The sequence below is a fragment of the Oerskovia sp. Root22 genome (assembly GCF_001429135.1).
Classification (GTDB): domain Bacteria; phylum Actinomycetota; class Actinomycetes; order Actinomycetales; family Cellulomonadaceae; genus Oerskovia; species Oerskovia enterophila.
Window position 1 is genome coordinate 235,185 of record NZ_LMIL01000010.1, and the last position, 18,068, is coordinate 253,252.

12 protein-coding genes are annotated in these 18,068 nt (G+C 70.2%); 4 read left to right on the forward strand and 8 right to left on the reverse strand.

The window, feature by feature from the left end; translation table 11 throughout:
* Positions 1-7 precede the first annotated feature (7 nt).
* Positions 8-1,081, reverse strand: coding sequence for a glycosyltransferase family A protein (locus ASE15_RS14755; protein WP_082618477.1), 1,074 nt, complete (start codon positions 1,079-1,081; stop codon positions 8-10).
* 112 nt (positions 1,082-1,193) lie between these two features.
* On the opposite strand from ASE15_RS14755, the gene ASE15_RS14760 reads away from it, so the two are divergent.
* Positions 1,194-2,453 carry an acyltransferase gene (locus ASE15_RS14760; RefSeq protein ID WP_235534451.1) on the forward strand — a complete coding sequence of 420 codons (1,260 nt, stop codon included), beginning with the start codon at positions 1,194-1,196 and terminating at the stop codon, positions 2,451-2,453.
* 102 nt (positions 2,454-2,555) lie between these two features.
* Positions 2,556-3,617, forward strand: a complete 1,062-nt coding sequence (gene wecB, locus ASE15_RS14765) for a non-hydrolyzing UDP-N-acetylglucosamine 2-epimerase (protein ID WP_056764068.1) — start codon at positions 2,556-2,558, stop codon at positions 3,615-3,617.
* Positions 3,618-3,647: 30 nt separating this feature from the next.
* Here wecB and ASE15_RS14770 read toward each other — a convergent pair whose 3' ends face one another.
* The 6 genes from ASE15_RS14770 to ASE15_RS20915 all read right to left on the reverse strand — a co-directional run bounded on the left by ASE15_RS14770 (position 3,648) and on the right by ASE15_RS20915 (position 11,506).
* Complete coding sequence (locus ASE15_RS14770; RefSeq protein ID WP_157277235.1) at positions 3,648-4,805, reverse strand: hypothetical protein; 1,158 nt, start codon at positions 4,803-4,805, stop codon at positions 3,648-3,650.
* A 14-nt stretch (positions 4,806-4,819) separates the two neighbouring features.
* Positions 4,820-6,067, reverse strand: coding sequence for a glycosyltransferase (locus ASE15_RS14775; RefSeq protein WP_157277236.1), 1,248 nt, complete (start codon positions 6,065-6,067; stop codon positions 4,820-4,822).
* A 40-nt stretch (positions 6,068-6,107) separates the two neighbouring features.
* The gene (locus tag ASE15_RS14780; RefSeq protein WP_056764074.1) at positions 6,108-7,184 is read right to left on the reverse strand and encodes a glycosyltransferase; all 1,077 of its coding nucleotides are present in this window, start codon (positions 7,182-7,184) and stop codon (positions 6,108-6,110) included.
* A complete protein-coding gene (locus ASE15_RS14785; protein WP_235534452.1) occupies positions 7,181-8,947 on the reverse strand; it encodes an ABC transporter ATP-binding protein in 1,767 nt (588 codons plus the stop codon). The genes ASE15_RS14780 and ASE15_RS14785 overlap by 4 nt, the downstream gene beginning before the upstream one ends.
* A gap of 94 nt (positions 8,948-9,041) precedes the next feature.
* A complete protein-coding gene (locus ASE15_RS14790) occupies positions 9,042-10,190 on the reverse strand; it encodes a glycosyltransferase family 1 protein (RefSeq protein WP_157277237.1) in 1,149 nt (382 codons plus the stop codon).
* 92 nt (positions 10,191-10,282) lie between these two features.
* Positions 10,283-11,506, reverse strand: coding sequence for a hypothetical protein (locus ASE15_RS20915; RefSeq protein ID WP_056764080.1), 1,224 nt, complete (start codon positions 11,504-11,506; stop codon positions 10,283-10,285).
* Positions 11,507-11,669: 163 nt separating this feature from the next.
* Here ASE15_RS20915 and ASE15_RS14800 point away from each other — a divergent pair, with 163 nt between their 5' ends.
* A complete protein-coding gene (locus ASE15_RS14800) occupies positions 11,670-12,893 on the forward strand; it encodes a glycosyltransferase (RefSeq protein ID WP_056764082.1) in 1,224 nt (407 codons plus the stop codon).
* 35 nt (positions 12,894-12,928) lie between these two features.
* On the forward strand, positions 12,929-14,926 hold the full coding sequence (locus tag ASE15_RS14805) for a SpoIID/LytB domain-containing protein (RefSeq protein ID WP_056764084.1): 1,998 nt from the start codon (positions 12,929-12,931) through the stop codon (positions 14,924-14,926).
* Between the two features lie 130 nt (positions 14,927-15,056).
* On the opposite strand, the gene ASE15_RS14810 is transcribed toward ASE15_RS14805, so the two are convergent.
* A complete protein-coding gene (locus ASE15_RS14810; RefSeq protein ID WP_082618481.1) occupies positions 15,057-17,963 on the reverse strand; it encodes an FG-GAP-like repeat-containing protein in 2,907 nt (968 codons plus the stop codon).
* Positions 17,964-18,068 lie beyond the last annotated feature (105 nt).

Sequence of the window (18,068 nt, forward strand, 5' to 3'; positions counted from 1 at the left end):
GTCCACGTCAACGCCCCGCGAGCAGCGACGCAGCCATGAAGCGCAGAGGGGCCTCGCGGTGGAGCAGGGCGGTCGGACGACGTGGAAGAAGGGTCTCCGGGCGTCCGAACCGACGGCGGGCCAGTCCTCGCTCGACCAGGGTCGAGGCGGAGACCGAGGTGTCGAGGACCGCGTCCAGCAGCGACCTGTCCGCACGGGAGAGCGGATCCACCGCGCGCGGTGCGAGAGCGAGGACGTCGCGGCACGCAGCTGCGAGAACCTCTCTCTCCCCTGCCGGCCACTGATCGGCTCCTGGACGGTTGAACACGGCACCGAAGACCTGCACCCTGAGGAACTTGGTCGCGTACGCCGAGACCTGTGTGCTGCCGGCGGCACGGAGCCCGTCGAGCACCGTCGGCAGGAATGCCAGCTCCTCGGCCATCGGCTTCGGAGCCAGGGTCACCCGGTCCGGCGCGTCGTCCATGACGACGTAGGCGGGGCCGCGGGCAAGACTGATGCGGGCCCCCGAGAACCAGAGCGCGTTCACGTAGGCGATGTCCTCTCCCACCGCTGCTCCCGTCGTGAAGCGCAGGTCGCCGAACCTTGCCCTCGACACCAGCCCCAGGGGGGCGCTGCGGTAGGCGAGACGATCCTTGACACCGTCCAGGCGCTTCGTGCGCAGAGGGCGTACAGGAGGTGTGCGCACCACACCACCTCCGCCGTGACGGACCCGTGCGACCACCACGTCCGCACCGTCGTGGCGTGACGTCCTGAGCCACGAGTCGACCGCTCCGGGATCGAGCACGTCGTCGGAGCCCATGACGGAGGTGAAGCTCGCCGTAGCAAGGTCCAGGCCACGGTTGAAGGGACCCGCCGGCGACGGGACGCCGTCGTCGAACCGGAGGATCCTCAGACGCTGGTCGTCCGCAAACTCGTCGAGCTGTGGCGCCAGGACCTCCGGGTCGAGACCGTGCGCGACGACCGTGACCCGTACGTCCGCCCTCGTACCGCCGAGGACCGACCTGACCGCCCGGCCGACCGGACGCGTGGGCTGGTGCACGGCGAGGACGACATCGACGATCGGGGAGGGGGAGGCTGGCACGGGCGCGACGCTACCAGCGTGGGGCGGGCGGGCTCGACCCGTGAACTCGTGGCGGGCTTCGCCTCACCCCGCCCCACCTTCCTGGCACCGATCCCTGATACTGTCGCCCGCTGTGCAACCCTCCGCTGCGGCCAACCGGATGCCACGCGCCGACTCTCTGACGGGACTGCGCTGGTGGGCTGCGTTCGGCGTCTTCGCCTTCCACATGGAGGTGTTCGCTCCGCTCCCGATCAGCACCGTGCTGCAGTTCGGGAACTTCGGTGTGACGTTCTTCTTCGTGCTCTCGGGCTTCGTCCTGACCTGGTCCTGGTCGCCCGCGACGGGTGCACGGACGTTCTGGTGGCGCAGGTTCGCCCGCATCTACCCACCCCACCTCGTCGCGCTGCTGATCGCCCTCCCCGTGTTCTACGCGGTCGCTCCTGACCCAGCTCAGTGGTGGGTGAAGCCGCTGGGGCCGGTCGTCCTCCTGTCGGTGGTCCTTCTCCAGGGATGGTCGCGCGACCCCGCGATACTGTTCTCCGGCAACCCCGCAGCCTGGACGCTCACGTGCGAGGCCTTCTTCTACGCGATGCACCCATTCCTTCAGCGCGCCCTGAACCCGTTCCGGGTTCGCGGGGCACTCGTCGCCGCGACAGGGGTCGTGGGCCTCGCCCTCGCCTACCGTGTGGCGACCGTCGCCTCCCCGGGGTCGTGGTGGGCGGCGGGTATGCCGTGGCCGGTCGTCCGGATCACCGAGTTCGCCCTCGGCATGTGTCTGGCGTGGGCGGTACGGCAGGGATGGCGCCCTCGCCTGCCTCCTTGGGTCGGGTACCTCCTGGCCGCCCTCTTCCTCACCTGGCTGTCGGCCACCGTGCTGCTCGGCCCGGTACCGGGCCCGCTCAGCAGCTACGCGATCGGCAGCGCCAACGAGCTGGCGACGGTCGTCTGCGCCGTCCTGATCGTCCTCGTCGCCTCGCGCGATCTTCGCGGCGGCCGCTCACTGCTGCGCAGCCGTCCGCTCGTGGTCCTCGGAGAGTGGTCCTACTCCTTCTACCTCGTGCACGCGACCGTCGTGTACGCGCTGCTCACCTGGTTCGGGCCCTCCGCGCCGTCCTGGAGGAACCTCCTCTGGTACCTCCTGGCGTTCGTGATCGGGCTGGTCGCGGCTGCGGCGCTCCACCTCGCGGTGGAGAGACCGGCCGAACGGCGCATGCGCCGCTGGTGGGACGTGCGACGCTCGCGCCGTGCTGGCGTGGCAGCAGAGGTGCTTCCGGACGACGCGACGACCTCCCCCGGTGCAGGGTCGGCGCTGGGTGGAGCACCCGACGCCGGGCGGATGCCCTCTTCCGCCTTCATGGACCGCTCCGAGGGTGGGCCCGAGCGCTCGTCGTGATCACCTCCAGCCCGGAGCGACCGGCCCGGAGTCGGCGGCTCCCGACCGCGAGTCCCGCACCGGATGAGGGCCGAGCACGACCAGGCGCTAGGGTGGTCGCCCGTGAAGATCCTCAGCGTCGTGGGCGCTCGGCCCCAGTTCGTCAAGCTCGCCCCCGTCGCGCAGGCCGCCGAGGCGCACGGGTTGGATCACGTGATCGTGCACACGGGCCAGCACTACGACCCGATGCTCTCCGACGTGTTCTTCCAGGACCTGGCCATCCCGACACCCGACGTCCACCTGGGAGTCGGGTCTGGATCCCACGGCGTCCAGACCGGCTCGATGCTCGCGTCGCTGGATGGGGTGCTCGACGAGCACCGTCCTGACTGGGTCCTCGTCTACGGCGACACCAACTCGACGCTCGCCGCGGCACTGAGCGCAGTCAAGATGCACCTCCCCCTGGCGCACCTCGAAGCCGGGCTCAGGTCGTTCAACCGTCGCATGCCCGAGGAGCACAACCGTGTGCTCACCGACCACGCCGCCGACCTCTGTCTGGCCCCCACGGCGGTCGCGATGGGGCACCTTGCCGCCGAGGGTCTCGCCCCCCGGTCCCTCCTGGTCGGCGACGTGATGACCGACGTGCTGCTCCGGGTCCGCGACGCGGGCGTCGGGCGGACAAGGGACCTGCTCGCACGAACCGCGCTCGAGCAGGACGGCTACTATCTGGCGACGATCCATCGTGCCGAGAACACCGACGACCCCGCACGTCTCCGGGCCCTCGTCGAGACCCTGGCACATCTCGACCGTCCGACGCTCCTGCTCGCCCACCCTCGCCTCGTCGCGAGAGCGAGCGAGCAGGGACTCGACCTGAGGGCGGGCAACCTCGTGCCCCACGACCCGCTCGCCTACCCCGACCTCATCGCCGCCGCACTGGCGAGCGCAGGCATCGTCACCGACTCTGGGGGCCTGCAGAAAGAGGCCTTCCTGCTCGGAGTCCCGTGCACGACCGTCCGCGAGGAGACCGAGTGGGTCGAGACGGTCGAGCTGGGCTGGAACGTGCTCGCGAACTCGGCCGAGGAGGTCGCGGACGCCGTCTCACGGCCGCGGCCCCCCGCCACCGACGCGACGCCGTACGGTAGGGGCGACGCCGCCGAACAGGTCGTGGCCGCGCTCACGAGCGCCTGACGCGAACCCGTCGCCCTGCCAGGATCGGGCTCAGACGAACAGGAAGCGCTCCTCCAGGATCCGGCGCGACTGTGACCCGTCGTGCACTGACCGCACGAAGGCGGGTCCTGCCCCCGCGACCGTCCGGTAGTGCGCGCGACGGTCCAGGACGTCGCGCAGCACGTGCTCGAGGTCTCCGATCGTTGCCTGGACGATCGGTAGCTCCTCGCCCGTCTCTTCCAGCACCGCCTCCCGGGCCTGGTCCCCGACGTGCGAGACGACCAGACGCCCGGCGGCCATGGCCTCGCACGCCGCCACTCCGTAGTCCCCGAGGCGGAACTGGTCGAGCACCACGTCCGCCTCACCGAAGACGGCGGGCATGTCCTCGTGCCTCACGCCGCTCACGCTCCGGTACACGATCACACCTTCCTCGTGCATCCTCTCGAGCACGGGCACGATCTGCGCCGTGCCCTTGACGTGCGGATTCGACGGTGCGTGCACCACGACGGGGCGGGCGCGCTCGAGGACCGGCGTCTGCTGTGCCCAGCGACCGGGATCGATCACCACGGGGAGCAGATGTGCTCCGGGGACGTCGGGGAGCAACCCCGGGGTCGACACGAAGACAGGTTCCCCCAGCTCCTCGAGCACGCGGAGGTTCCCGAGGACGACCTCCTCGAGCGCGGCGACCGGTACCCACTCGTCGTCGTGGAACGGGGACCACGGGTCCGCTGCGGCGTGTCGGGACGGCAGTCGGATGTCGGACCCGTGGCACAGCATCGCGAGCCTGAGCCCACCGTCCCGCAGCGCGCGCGCCTGGGCCAGGACGTCTCCCCCGTACGCGCTGCCCAGAGGGCGCATCTCGGCCTCGATGATCATGTGGGTGAACCGCTCGACGAGCGCCGAGAACTGCGCCTTCTGCCAACGCCTCGAGTGGGCCGCGATGCGACCGGGCACCGGGTCGTCCGCGGGATACCCGAACGGGTTGATCGACGAGTAGACCATGTTCATGGCCGCCACGTCGGGGTTGGTCTCCACCGCGCGCGCCCAACGGTAGCCCTGTCCGGCGTAGTTGGCGGGAGCGATCATCAGCCTGACGGGACGGTCCCGGGGGCGCGGCGAAGGCGGGATGCGCTCACCCCGGGCGAAAGCCCCGAGCACGCCCACGAGGTCCTGGGCGGGCACCGGCAGCCGCCTCCACAGATCCAGCATCGTCGGCACCTTCATCAGGCGTTCACCCACTTGTCGAGAAGGACCGTGGCGCTCAGCCGCCCGTCATGGACCTCCCGCACGTACTCGACGCCCTGCGTGCAGATCCGCCGGCGGAGATCCGGATCTGCGGCCAGGCCCCGCAGAACCTCCTCGACCGTGTCGGGCGTCGCTTCCACCACCGGCAGGTCCTGGCCTGTCGTCGCGCGGACCGCGTCCCTCACCTGGGGCAGCACGTGTCCCACGACGACCCGGCCCGAGGCCATGGCCTCGCATGCCGCGACACCGAACGAGCCGAGGCGGAACTGGTCGAGCACCACGTCCGCTCCCGCGAAGATCTCGGGCATGTCGGCCGACGGGACCCCGGTGATCTCGCGGTACTCGACGACGCCCTCGGCGTCCAGCCGCTCGAGCACCGGCCGGATCAGCTGGGTGCCCTTGATCGTGGTGTGCGACGGGACGTGCACCACGACAGGACGCTCGCGGTCCTCAGGTGCGGGACGGGCCCACCGGACCGGGTCGACGACCACCGGGCACCAGGTCGCGTACGGCACGTCGATCAGGAGGTCGGGCGTCGACACGAAGGTCGGGCGTCCCAGGGAGTCGAGCAGTGCACGGTTCCGACGTGCCTCCGCCTCGTACCGGTCGAGATAGAGGCCCGGCTCGAGGTAGGGCGACCATGGCGTCTGGCTCACGTGCGAGCTCGGAAGACGGATGTCCGTGCCGTGGCACATGAACGCTGTGGAGACCCCCCGGGCGGCGAGCTCACGTGCCTCCTGGGCGACGTCCCGGGAGAAGAGCCGACCGAACAGCGGCCGTTCGGCCTCGAACAGGACGTGCGTGAAGCGAAGAACTGCCTCGAGCTCGCGTTCCTGCCATTCTCGGGAGCGGTGGTAGACGGCCACGGGCACCTCGGTGTCGGCGGTGAAGCTGAATCCACCGGGCACCGCCACAGCCATGTTCCGTGCGCCGACGCTTCCGCCGGCACCGTCGAGAGCACGGGACCACGACCACCCCTGCGCCGCGTAGTTCGTCGGTCCGACGTAGACCCTCACGTCCGTGTCCGGTGCCGCGGTCGGTGGAGGAAGGTCGTCCGGTCCGTAGCTCCCGAGGGACCTGGCCGCCAGACGGCCGAACAGGCCGTCCGGGTTGTCCGCCACATGATCGATCGCTCGGTTGGCCCAGCGAGGCAGGGACGTCCGCGAGCGGATCACCTGCTCGGCAAGGTTCCGCGGCGCGGTCGAGAGTCGCCTGATCAGTGTCACCGGTCCATCCGTCCTCTCAGGCCGTCTCGTGGAGATCGCGTCACCGTGGCCCTCTCAGTCGAAGCGCGCGTCGAAGCAGAGCATCACGGGCAAACGTGTACCGCAGGTCAGCCGCGAGCGCGCGATCGACAGGTGTCGCCGCGCGCACTGCCGTCATCGCGCCGACGAGTGCGTCACGGTCCGCCGATCCTGCGACCGCGACGATCTTGTGCTCGGCGCGAGAGAGCGACCGCTCCGCGCTCGCGGACAGCCTGCGCAACCACCATGCGACACGAGCCAGCGAGGCGAGATCCTCCTCGGACCAGTCGTCGCCGTCCGGCCGCAGCAGCACCGCCGGCAGGACGTTCAGGCGCCACAGCTTGATCGCCATGGCTCGCCGGTGCGCGGACGGCAGCTCCAGAGGCCATCCCGTGGAGCCCAGGTGGTCGAGCGCCTGCATCTCCTCGGTGAACGTCCGCGTCGCGAAGGTGATCCGCGCCTCGGCGTCCTGGCCGATCACGTAGGAGGGAAGCGACGGAGCATGATCGACGCGCCCCCCGTGGTGGAGGAGCGCGAGCCCGAGCTCGATGTCCTCCCCGGTCGCCAGCCCTTCGGTCAGCCAGATCCCGACCTCGTCGAGGTAGGAGCGGCGAACCAGACCGAGCGGAGCTGCCCGGTAGTCCAGACGGTCCTTGGCCGGATCGAGCTGTCCTGTACGGCCCGGGCGGGTCAACGGGTCACGCCACACCGCGCCTGACTGGTCCTCGAGCGGGGCGATGAGGTAGTCGGTGCTGTGGGTCGTCGCGTGCGAGACCCAGGCGTCGAGCGCCCCCGGCGCGAGGTAGTCGTCAGAACCCATGATGGCGACGAAGTCGGCCTCGGCCTGCGCCAACCCACAGTTGAACGGCCCGGCGGGAGACCGGATCCCGTCGTCCAGCTCGATGACACGGACTCGATGGTCGAGCCGCACCCGGCCGAGCGGTCCGTCGAGCGTCTCGGCGCGAATCCCGTGCGCCACGACCGTGACACGCACCGGCGTGGTCGTACCGTCGAGCGCCGAGGACACCGCCCGGTCCACCCTCCGGCGTGGGTCGTGGACCGCGACGACGAGATCGACGAGCGGGACGGGTGAGCTCACCGCACGAACCCTGCGCGACGCCCCAGGCCGGCGAGGCCGACCTGCTCGCCGAACGCCGGGAGTGCCTCGGCGAGCCCGTAGAACGTATCGAGGCCCAGGATGCGACCGTCCTCCATGTAGCAGACCCGGTCGTAGTCCTTGATGGTCGACAGACGGTGAGCCACCGAGATGATCGTCAGCTCGCCCTGCAGGCCGCGGATCGCCTTGGTGACGTCGTCCTCGGTCTTGGTGTCCAGCGAGCTCGTCGCCTCGTCGAGCACGAGGACGAGCGGGTCCGCGTAGAGCGCGCGAGCGATGCCCAGTCGTTGCTGCTGACCGCCGGAGAGCGCGACACCGCGTTCACCGATCCGGGTGTCGATCCCGTCGGCGCGCTCGGCGACGAGTGCTGACAGCTGCGCCATCTCCAGGGAACGACTGACCCGTTCGCGGTCGTAGTTCGAGTCCCACGTCAGGGCCACGTTCTGAGCGATCGTCCCGTCGAAGAGAGCGACTCTCTGAGGAACGTAGCCGACCCGACCCCGCCATTGGCTCAGCACCTCCGTGATCGAGGTGCCGTCGATGCTCACCCGACCGGAGGTGGGAGTGCTCAGGCCGAGGAGGATGTCGATGAGCGTCGACTTCCCCGCACCGGACGGGCCGACGATCCCCAGCGAGCTTCCGAAGGGGATGTCCAGCTCGACGCCCTTGAGCACGTCCTCGGACGACTTGGGGTAGCGGAATCGCACGTCGTGAAGCATGAGCCTCGCAGGGTCGGACGGGAGCTCGCTCTGGTCCTTTCCTACCTCGACCGCCACATTCTTCTCCGCGGCCTTGATGTCCCCGATCACGTCCTGGGCCGACGGGATGCTGGCAGTCGCCTGGATCAGGCCGCTCTGCACCCCGTTGATCGCCGGGATCAGACGGAACCCGGTCACTGCGAAGAGAGCCACCGCGACGATGGCTTCCTCGGGCCCCGAGATGAGGTACGACGCCCCACCGATGAGCAGGAAGCCACCCACCAGAGCCGCCTCGAAGGCGAACTTGGGGATGATCCCGAGGAACGACGCGTTCGCCCGGGCTCGCACGGCGCGGTGGCGCTCGGTCGTCACGACGCCGAGAACCTGCTCGAGGCTGTTGCGCAGCGTCAGCTCCTTGAGCGCCTCGACCATCTCGGTCATGAAGATCGCGACGCGGTAGCTCGAGTTGCGATTGACGCGTCCTGCCTCGAGAGCACGGCGCGTCACCAGGACGTTGACCAGGAGGGCCACGAGCCCCAGGTAGGTGAAGGCGATGAACGCCGTCAGGGGCTGCGCCACCACCAGGACGGCAAGGATGAGCACGAAGGTGGCCAGGCTGCTCGGAATGAGCGCGAGGGGGAGGATGAACCCCATGATCGTGTTGGCGATGCCGCCGTCCGCGATACGGGTGATCTCCGCGACGCTGCGCTTGGACCGCTCCTCCCAGGTCGAGCGGATGTACGCGCCGAAGAGCCGTTGGCCGATCTCGAGCTCGTACCGTGCGAACCGCCTGGTCGCGACCCAGTGCAGGAGCACGGTCAGCGCACTCTTGAGGATGATCAGTCCGCAGGCGACGAGGATCAGCCACGGCGCCGACGACGCCGAGAGAGTACCGACGACCGGGAGCGTGATGTCCGACCCCGTGACGATGGGCGAGATGACGAGGGCGAGCAGCGACATGGCCGCCACGTCGAACACGGCCAGGACGCTCGTGACGACGATGTAGTAGCCGAAGAACCTCCGCGCACCGCGCGGAAGCAATGGCATCAGCTCACGAAGGGTGTTCCAGAGAAGATTCATCGGGAGGGGACGCCATCGCTTTCGGGAGAGTGAGGAGGAGGATCGGGCAGGAGCAGGTGACTCACCTGACCGCGAGCGCGTCGACGGCGCGGCGCCAGACGGCGATCTGCGGTGAGGCGGACAGCGTGTGGGCACCGGCGTTCGAGGACTTCTTCCACGCGGCCACCTCGTCCTCGGTGACGCGGTCGAGGACTCTCGCGAGGTCGTCCGCGGTGAACCCGTCGCAGACCGCTCCCAGGTCGTGTGCGACGACCATGTCCGCGATCTCGGGGGTCGGGCCGACGATCAGGCCCAACCGGGCCTGGACGTAGTCGAAGACCTTGTTCGGGAGCGCCCATCGGTTGTTGAAGTTGGTCGGAGCCAGGAGGTGGACGCCCACGTCGTACGCACGGAGCGTCTCGGCAAGACGCGCGTAGGGCACTGGGTCGAGGACCCGGACACGTCCGTCGGTCGCAGCGGCGACGGCACGCAGGTGCTCGACGTAGGCCGGCTGGTTGGCAGTCAGGTACAGGTCCAGGGTCACGTTCGCCGTCGAAGAGGCCACCCCCTCGACGAGCACGTCCAGGTTCCGGTCCTGCAGCGCCGCCCCGGAGTGGACGAGGCGGATCGGGCGGCTCACCGGGGTCGGCTCGGCCTCGACGTAGGGGGCAGCGTTGGTCACGATCTCTGGTCGGAACCCGAAGTTGCTCTCGTACTCCGCCGCGAGACCGTTGCTCACGGTCGACCACGACGTGGCGCGCGCGACGTACTTGCGACAGACGTACTCGTGATAGGGCGTGATCTTCTCGCGCCAGCCCTGCCAGTCCTCGTGCAGGAGGGGCGAGTACTCGTGCAGGTCCGCGTGCACGCCGAACCGGGGACGCAGGTGGAGCGCGAGCGGCACCGCCTCGATGTCGTTCGCCAGGACCACGTCGAAGTCGCCACGACGGAGGTTCTTCCTGACCCACTTGACGGACCACAGCGCCCAGTACTGCGCACGGTAGAGCTTGGCGCGGATGAGTCGGTCGTGGAGAACGTTGTGCGCGACGTCGTCGGGGATCCGGACGTGGCGCGAGACACCGGCAGGGGCCTCGCCATAGCCGCACGTGGTCACCTCGTAGTCCTCCCGGAACTCCTCCACCTGCTTGAGGACACGAGCGTCGTTGACGATCGGGGAGAAGGAGAGGATGAGGAGCCGTGGCCTCGGGCCGGCCGCAGACAGGGGACTCATGGCGATCATCTTGCCATCCTCGCGGCGCCCGACCGGCGTCCGCCCAGGTCGGACGGCCGATCGCCACCTGATCTCCATATATCGGCCGCTCCTCAGGCACGCCCGAGAAAGCCTGCCAGGGCTCGAGCCGACGCTGCGCCGTCGTGCAGGTCCTCCACGAACGTCGGGCCGAGCGCCGCGATCGAGCGGAAGTGCTCCCTGCGTGCGACCACGTCCGTCAGGACGTCCCGAAGGGAGTCCGGCGTCGCCTGAATGATGGGCAGAGCCATGCCCCGGGCCTCGCTCGCTCGCGCCCGGACCTGGTCGTCGACGTGGGAGACCACGAGACGTCCGGCCGCCATGGCCTCGCAGGCGGCCACTCCGTAGGTCCCGATCCGGAACTGGTCGAGCACGACGTCGGCGCCGCGATAGAGGTCGGGCATCTCGGTCGCCGGCACGCCCTCGACCACCTGGTACTCGATCACCCCCTCCTCGTGCAGCGACTGCAGCACGGGCTCGATCAGCGCCGTGCCCTTGATCACGGCCCGACTCGGCGCGTGGACGACCAGGGGCCGCGCGCGGTGCAAGGGTTCGTCCATCGACCGCCACGCACCAGGGTCGACGACGACGGGGCACCAGGTCGCACCGGGGACGTCGAGGAGCAGGTCGGGCGTCGAGACGAAGACCGGCAGGCCGAGAGCGTCGAGCACCTCCTTGTTCGCCCGAGTCATCTTCTCCAGGACGGGGACGTCCGCCCAGCCCTGGTCCCGGAACGGCGACCAGGGCTCGCTCTCCGCGTGCCTGCTCGGGCTGCGGATGTCGCTGCCGTGGCAGAGCATGGCGACCTGGAGTCCGCGAGCACGCAGGAGCCGGGCCTCGTCGAGCACCGAACCCTTCGACAGCCGCGGGGCCAGGGGGCGCTCAGCCTCGAGGATCACGTGGGTGAAGCCGTCGAGCGACCGGCGCAGGCTGCGCTGCCAGGTACGTGAAGCCGTGTAGACGATGCTCTTCACCGGCACGTCGACCGGGAACGAGAAGCCCCCCGGCTCGACCGAGGCCATGCTCACCGCGCCGACGTCCGGCAGCCTTCCCTCCACCGCACGCGCCCACTGCCGCCCTTGACCGGCATAGTTCGCCGGCCCGATGAACAGCCGGGTCGACGTCACGGGCGCCGCGACCGGAGCAGGCCGGTCGGCGGCCGTGTACCCGAAGTAGTTCTCGTCGAGACGTTCGCCGATCCGGAGGGGCAGCCGGAGCTGCAACCACGTCAGCACGGCGTTCACCGGACCGGGCAGGCGGCGGCGTGCGGCCGAGACGGTCGCCAGGAGTCGACGCATGGACTTCCTCTCGAGGGAGCGCCCAGGTGGGCACCGAACGTGATGCCGGCGCGGCGCACAGCCTGACTATGATGACGACCTGACTCCGGACCGACAAACCGCAGGTACGCGTTCGCGCCTGTCCCGGCGTCCGACCGTCGATCCCTGAGGAGCTCTACCCGTCGTGACCACAGGACTACGGGGGTCGCGGCAGACCTCCCGGACCGTCATCGCCTCTCGGCTCTTCGCTCCCGAGCCCGCGGCGGCCTCCTTCCGGCTGCTGGCCGCTGCGAACGCACTGGCCGGGACCGGCCGTCGGGTCACGGTCCTGACCTCTCGCCCTGCCGGTGGCGGCCCTCCCCCGCCGGGGCTCGACGTGCACCCCTGGCCCGTGCTGCGCGACCGTGACGGGGCGGTCCGGGGCGTCGTGCCCTACGCCTCGTTCGACGTGCCGCTGTTCCTCCGTCTCCTGTTCGCCCCCCGACCGGACGTCGTCCTGGTCGAGCCCCCACCGACCACGGGATCGGCAGCACGCCTCGCCCTCGCACTGCGGCGGGTCCCCTACGTCTACTACGCAGCGGACCTGGTCTCGCGAGCCGCGGAGTCCGGTGGGCACTCTCCTCTCCTCGTCGGCATCGCTCGTCGGCTCGAACGCTTCGCGCTTCGCGGTGCGGCCCGGGTCGTGACGGTCAACGACGAGGTCGCGCGCGACGTCGAACGGTTTGGCGTCCCGGCGCACCGCGTGCACGTCGTCGGCAACGGTGTCGACACCGACGTGTTCCGGCTCGAGGGGCCGGTCACGCGACCACCCGGTGTCGCCGCCTCCACTTCCTGCTTCGTCTACGCGGGGAGCATGAACACCCTGCACGGTGCCGGGATCTTCGTCGAAGCCTTCGAACGTGTCGTCGCCGTGCGTCCCGACACGGTCCTGGTGATGGTGGGCCGAGGTGAGGAGGTCGAGGGGATCCGCGAACGCGGACGGTCCCTCCCGCCCGGCTCGTTCGTGCTGATGGACAGCGTCTCGGGTGGCGAGGCCGCAGCCCTGCTCCGTGGGGCACGCGCCGGTCTTGCCTCGATCCGTCCCGGGAGCGGGTACGAGTTCGCCCTGGCGACCAAGGCCGTCGCCGCGGCAGCGACAGGGACCCCGGTCATCTTCGCTGGCGAGGGCACGACGGCCGACCTGCTCCGTGACGGTGGGCTCGGGGAGACCGTGCGGTGGGAAGCCGAGGACGTCGCCCGGGCGATGCTCTCGGTCCTCGAGGCGCCCGACGACGCACGGCCGCGTCGGGCACGCTGGGTGCGCGAACACGCGTCGCTGGACACCGTCGGGGCCCGCGTGGCCCGCGTCGTCACCGACGTCGCTCGCGGCTCCGGGGACCGTCGCGCCCGGGAGCGCGACTCGACGTAGCCTGACAGTTCAGGGGCGAACCGGAGGGAGTCGGGATGTTGACGAGGACGATCCGGGACGTCCTGACCGCAGGTGCGGTCGCTGTGGCTGTGCTGTTCGCAGGAGCAGCACCTGCCACGGCATCGTTGACGACGTACGAGCGGGTCGTGCTGCCGCCCGGAGGGACCGTCACGATCGCGGGGCACGGGTTCGGGCACGGTCACGGGATGTCCCAGTGGGGCGCCCGGAGCGCTGCCGCACAGGGCGTCGGGTACCAGCGGATCCTCGACTTCTACTACCCGGGCACGACTTCGGTCACGCAGACCAACCAGAACATCGCGGTCCTGGTCTCGGCCGACTCCGACAACGACGTGCGAGTCCTCGCCTCCCCCGGCATGACCGTGACGGACAGCGTCAACGGCACGCGCCCCATCGGTTTCCCCGGGCTGACGGTCACACAGTGGCGCATCGTCAGGGAAGCGGCCGGTCTCTCTCTCGACGGCCTCGTCGCCGGCACCTGGAAGAGGTTGACCACGGTCCCGTCGGTCTCGTTCCTGAGCCTCGCCTCGCCGTCGGGCACCGCACGACTCATCCTGCCCAACGGCACCCAGAAGGAGTACCGCGGCGCGATCCGCGCCGTCGCTGACGGGGCAGTCCCGCGGCTGCGCACCGTCAACGTTGTGCCCATGGAGGACTATCTGCGTGCCGTCGTGCCGGCAGAGTCACCGTCGAGCTGGCCCGCCGACGCCCTCCGCGCTCAAGCAGTCGCCGCACGGACCTACGCTTCCCAGCAACGCGCCGGCAACCCCGGCGGGGCCTGGCAGACCTGCGACACCACGGCCTGCCAGGTCTACCCGGGATACCGGACCTACTCGGCCGGAGGCGCCCTCACGACGACCCACGAGGCCGCGAGCACCGATACCGCGGTCGCCGGCACCGCAAACCAGGTCCGTCACTTCGCCGGTGCGCTCGCATTCACGCAGTTCAGCTCGTCGAGCGGGGGATGGACCTCAGCCGGGTCCGCCCCCTACCTGGTGGCACAGCCCGACCCTTGGGACGCGACCGGCAACCCGGTCCACCTCTGGTCAGTCCGGCTCACGGTGCAGTCCATCGCCAATGCCTACGGGCAGGTCGGAACACCCCGGACCATCGAGGTCCGCACCAGGTCCGGGAACGGGGAGTGGGGAGGGAGGGTCGTGTCGGTCACGATCACCGGGAGCGGGGGCGCGGTCACACTCACGGGCGCCGGATTCCGCAGTGCCTTCGGACTCCGGAGCGACTGGTGGACGGTCACTGCCTCGACACGGCTCGACTCGGACTTCACGACGAACGGGCGCGCCGATATCCTCGCCGTGACGACGTCCGGCGCGCTGATCGCGTACGAGGCGAACGGGACGGGCGGGTTCGGTGCTGCGCGGCAGGTCGGCAACGGGTGGTCGGCCATGCGCCTGGCGATCAGGGCCAACGACCTGAACGGTGACGGCAAGCCGGACCTTCTCGCGGTCGACGGCAACGGCGTCCTCTGGCGGTACCCGGGCGTGGGCGGAGGTGGCTTCGGCGAACGCACCAGGGTCGGCAGCAACTGGTACTCGATCATGTCGCTCGTGGCGCCGGGCGACCTGAACGGTGACGGCAACGCCGACCTCCTCGCGGTGGACAGCACGGGTCGCATGTGGTTCTACCCCGGCAACGGCGACGGCACGATCAGCGACGGACGGTCGGTCGGCACGGGCTGGGCGACGATGACCGCCGTCCTCGGTGCCGGCGACTGGGACGACGACGGCAGGGCCGACCTGGTAGCCCGGGACGCCGGAGGCCGTCTTCTCATCTACCGGGGCAACGGGAGCGGAGGCTTCACCTCGACGCAGATCGGCAACGGGTGGGGGTCCATGAGGCTGCTGTCGATCGTCGGCGACTGGGTCCAGGACGGCCGCCCCGACGTCCTCGCCGTGGCTCCCTCCGGTGCGTTGATCCGCTACCCCTGGACAGGACCGAACTTCGGGACGCCCGTGACGATCGGTTCTGGCTGGGGCGGGATCAGCCGGATCCTCTGACTGGGGACTCACCGACCGTGGCCCACCCATCGGCTCGGCTCAGTCACCTGGTCTCTCGCGGCCTCGCGTGCCGCGCCCGCCCGTCCTGGGGCGCCGGTGGCCAGCACAGGCCACCGGCGCCCCAGGGGCTTCAGGAGACTGCGGCTCCTGTCTGCACCGTCCCCAGTACCTTCGACACGCGGAACCCGCCCTGCCCGTTCCCCGGGTACAGGATGATCGTCCCGTCGGACGCCGTGGCCACCAGGTCGGGGGCACCGTCGCCGTCCAGGTCGCCTGCCCCGACGACCGACGAGAGCGACGACCAACCGAGACCGATCCGCGCGGGGAAGTCGAGGGTGCCCCCACCGTTACCCCGTCGCAGGAGCAGCTCGCCGTTCGCTGCGTTGCGCGTGAGGAGGTCGGGAACGGCGCCGCCGGACCACCGACCGGCATTGACGATCCGGTCGGTCGCGCCGACGTTCTCTGCAAGGAGCAATGGAGTACCGAAACCACCTCTGCCGTCGCCCGGGTAGAGCCAGATACGACCGCTCGACCGGTGCAGCGCGATCAGGCCGGGCTTTCCCGTGCCCAACCAGTCCCCCGCGCCGATCACCTGGGTCATGCCTGCCCAACCGTTGCCGATCCGGGTGCCCGACGAGGCGTACCGCCCCCCACCCTGCCCAGGGTGCAGGACGAGGTCGCCGTTCGACTGGCGCAGGATGATGTCGGCCTGGCCGTCGCCGTTCCAGTCACCGGCAGCTATGGCCTCGACCGTGCTGGCGGTGGCCGGCACCCCCGTGGCGACGACACTCCCGAACGCGCTCGGCGCCGCATACGGATAGACCATCAGCTTCCCGTCGGTCGTGAATGCCAGGAGGTCTTGTCCTCCTGACTTCTTTCCGGCCGAGAGGATCGCGGTGAACCCCGACCACCCGTTCCCGATCTGGGTTCCGTCGGCGACACCACCGGCCCCGGTACCCGGATACCTCCAGAGCCGGCCCGACGAGTCCCGTGCGACGAGGTCCCCGGCCCCGTCCCCGGTGATGTCACCGGTCCCGACGAGGGCAGTCATCGTGCCCCACCCTGCCCCCATCGTGACGCGAGAGTCGGAGAATCCCCCGCGCCCGTCGCCGACGTAGGCGTACAGGACACCGTTCGGGCCCCTCGCCACCAGGGCAGGCCGCCCGTCCTTGAGGTTGCCGATCATGGTGAGCAGCCCGAACGACGACCAGCCGTTCCCGATCCGCCGCGCCGCGCCGAATCCTCCCGATCCGTTCGACGGATAGAGCCAGAGGGATCCGTCGGCGGAACTCCGAGCCAGGAGGTCCGGCCGGCCGTCGCCGTTCCAGTCGTGCCCGCCACCCACCAGGAGGTCGAACCCGTTCCACCCGTTCCCGATCCGCGTCGCCGCGCCGAACCCGCCGGCCGACGTGCCCGCTCTCAACCAGAGGATCCCGGCGGTGTCCTTGACCATGAGGTCGGGGATGGCGTCACCGTTCCAGTCCCCGGGAGCGATCGTCCGTGCCCCCGACCATCCCGAGCTCACGACCCGGTTCGTCCCGAACCCTGCCGACCCGGCAGTTGCGATCGAGACGCTCTGGGGTGTCCTGAGCAGCAGGTCGCTGCCCGCCACGCCGTTGAGGTCCCGCGACAGACTTCTGTCCTTCAGCTGCCCCTGCCACGCCGTCGCCGACTGCCGGAGCTCGGCGAGGCGTGGATAGATGTACCGTCCTGGGCAGGCCGTCTGACCGACGTCACGGTGCCCGAGAACCGTCGGGCGTACCGCTCCGTTCAGGACGAACGTGGCGTTGGGGCGCACCCCGTGCAACCCCAGCTTCCACGCGAGGAGCTGTGCCACCGCGTTCATCGACTCGCCTGAAGCCCCGGTGACGTCGTAGTTCCCCATCACGGAGACACCGAAGGTCTGCGAGTTCACACCTGCTGCGTGCGCTCCGACGATCGCCCGGTCTATCCCCCCGGCCCGCCCCTCCCAGATACGTCCGAACCGATCGACCAGGAAGTTGTAGCCGATGTCCGGCCACCCCCTCGAGAGGACGTGGTACGAGTAGATCCCGCGGATGATCGCCGGGACGTCCGCAGCGGCATACCCGTTGTTCCCTGCGGTGTGGTGGACGACTGCCCCCTTCACCTGCCCGACGACCGGCGGGTTCTGCACCAACGACTCGTCAGCGCCCCACTGGGCCCGTGAGTACACCTGGGGCTGCACACCCGACGCCGCCGCGGAGAGCTCCTGGGCCTGGGGGGAGAAGAGGACCGCCGTGCTCGTCTCTCGTCCCATGTCTGAAGCCCTCGACCGTGATGCGAAGTCGTCGCCCGCGCCGAACGAGGTCTGCGCGACCTCGGCCGCTCCCGCAGAGGCAGGGCTGCTCACCGTCTCGCCCGGATCGATCACGACGAGCCTCGCGCCGGTCGGCAGGGCCCCTCCAGGGCTTCGCAGCGCCACCTGGATCTCGTCGACCCGCCCGACCACCCACGGGTCGGTACCGTCCCGCAGCTCCCGGACGTCGTCGGCCGTCTCCTCCGCGCCCGCGGAGGCCTCCTCGGTCTCGACCTCGACCTGCTGCCACTCGGACCACGCGTCGTGCGTGCGCGTACGGACCTCCACCTCGGTCCCCGCCGCGCCGCTCCCGGCGTCCCACGTCACTCCGAGGAGAGCGAATCCGGAGCTCGTCGCGCTAGCGGTCAACAACGACTCGTCCGGGGACGGCGGCTCACTGGGATCGGCCGAGCGCGCACCCGGATCGGTGTCGGGCGCGGTGCTTCCCGGCTCGTCGGGGGGCTCTTGCAGCTCGGCGGCGAACGGTGCTGGACCGTCCTCCACCACGTCTGTGGCCGCCTCCTCTCCGAGGACGACCTCGTTCACGTCGGGCTCGACCGGCTCGACGACCGAGCCGACGGCTGCGCCCGCCGACGAGGCGGTCGGACCGGATACCGCGGCTGGTGCCATGGCCGTCGCCGTCGTCGGCACCCAGGGGATCACGAGCAGGAGGGCAAGTCCTGCAGCGAGCCGAGCGCTGGTGCGACGCACAGATTTCATGGCATACCCCTCGCGGTCCGATGTGGCCCCACGCCTCCGGACCTGTCAGGTCGAGGGCGTTCAGGCACGGTTCGGCCAGTATTGCACCGGCTCTCCGGACCGGCA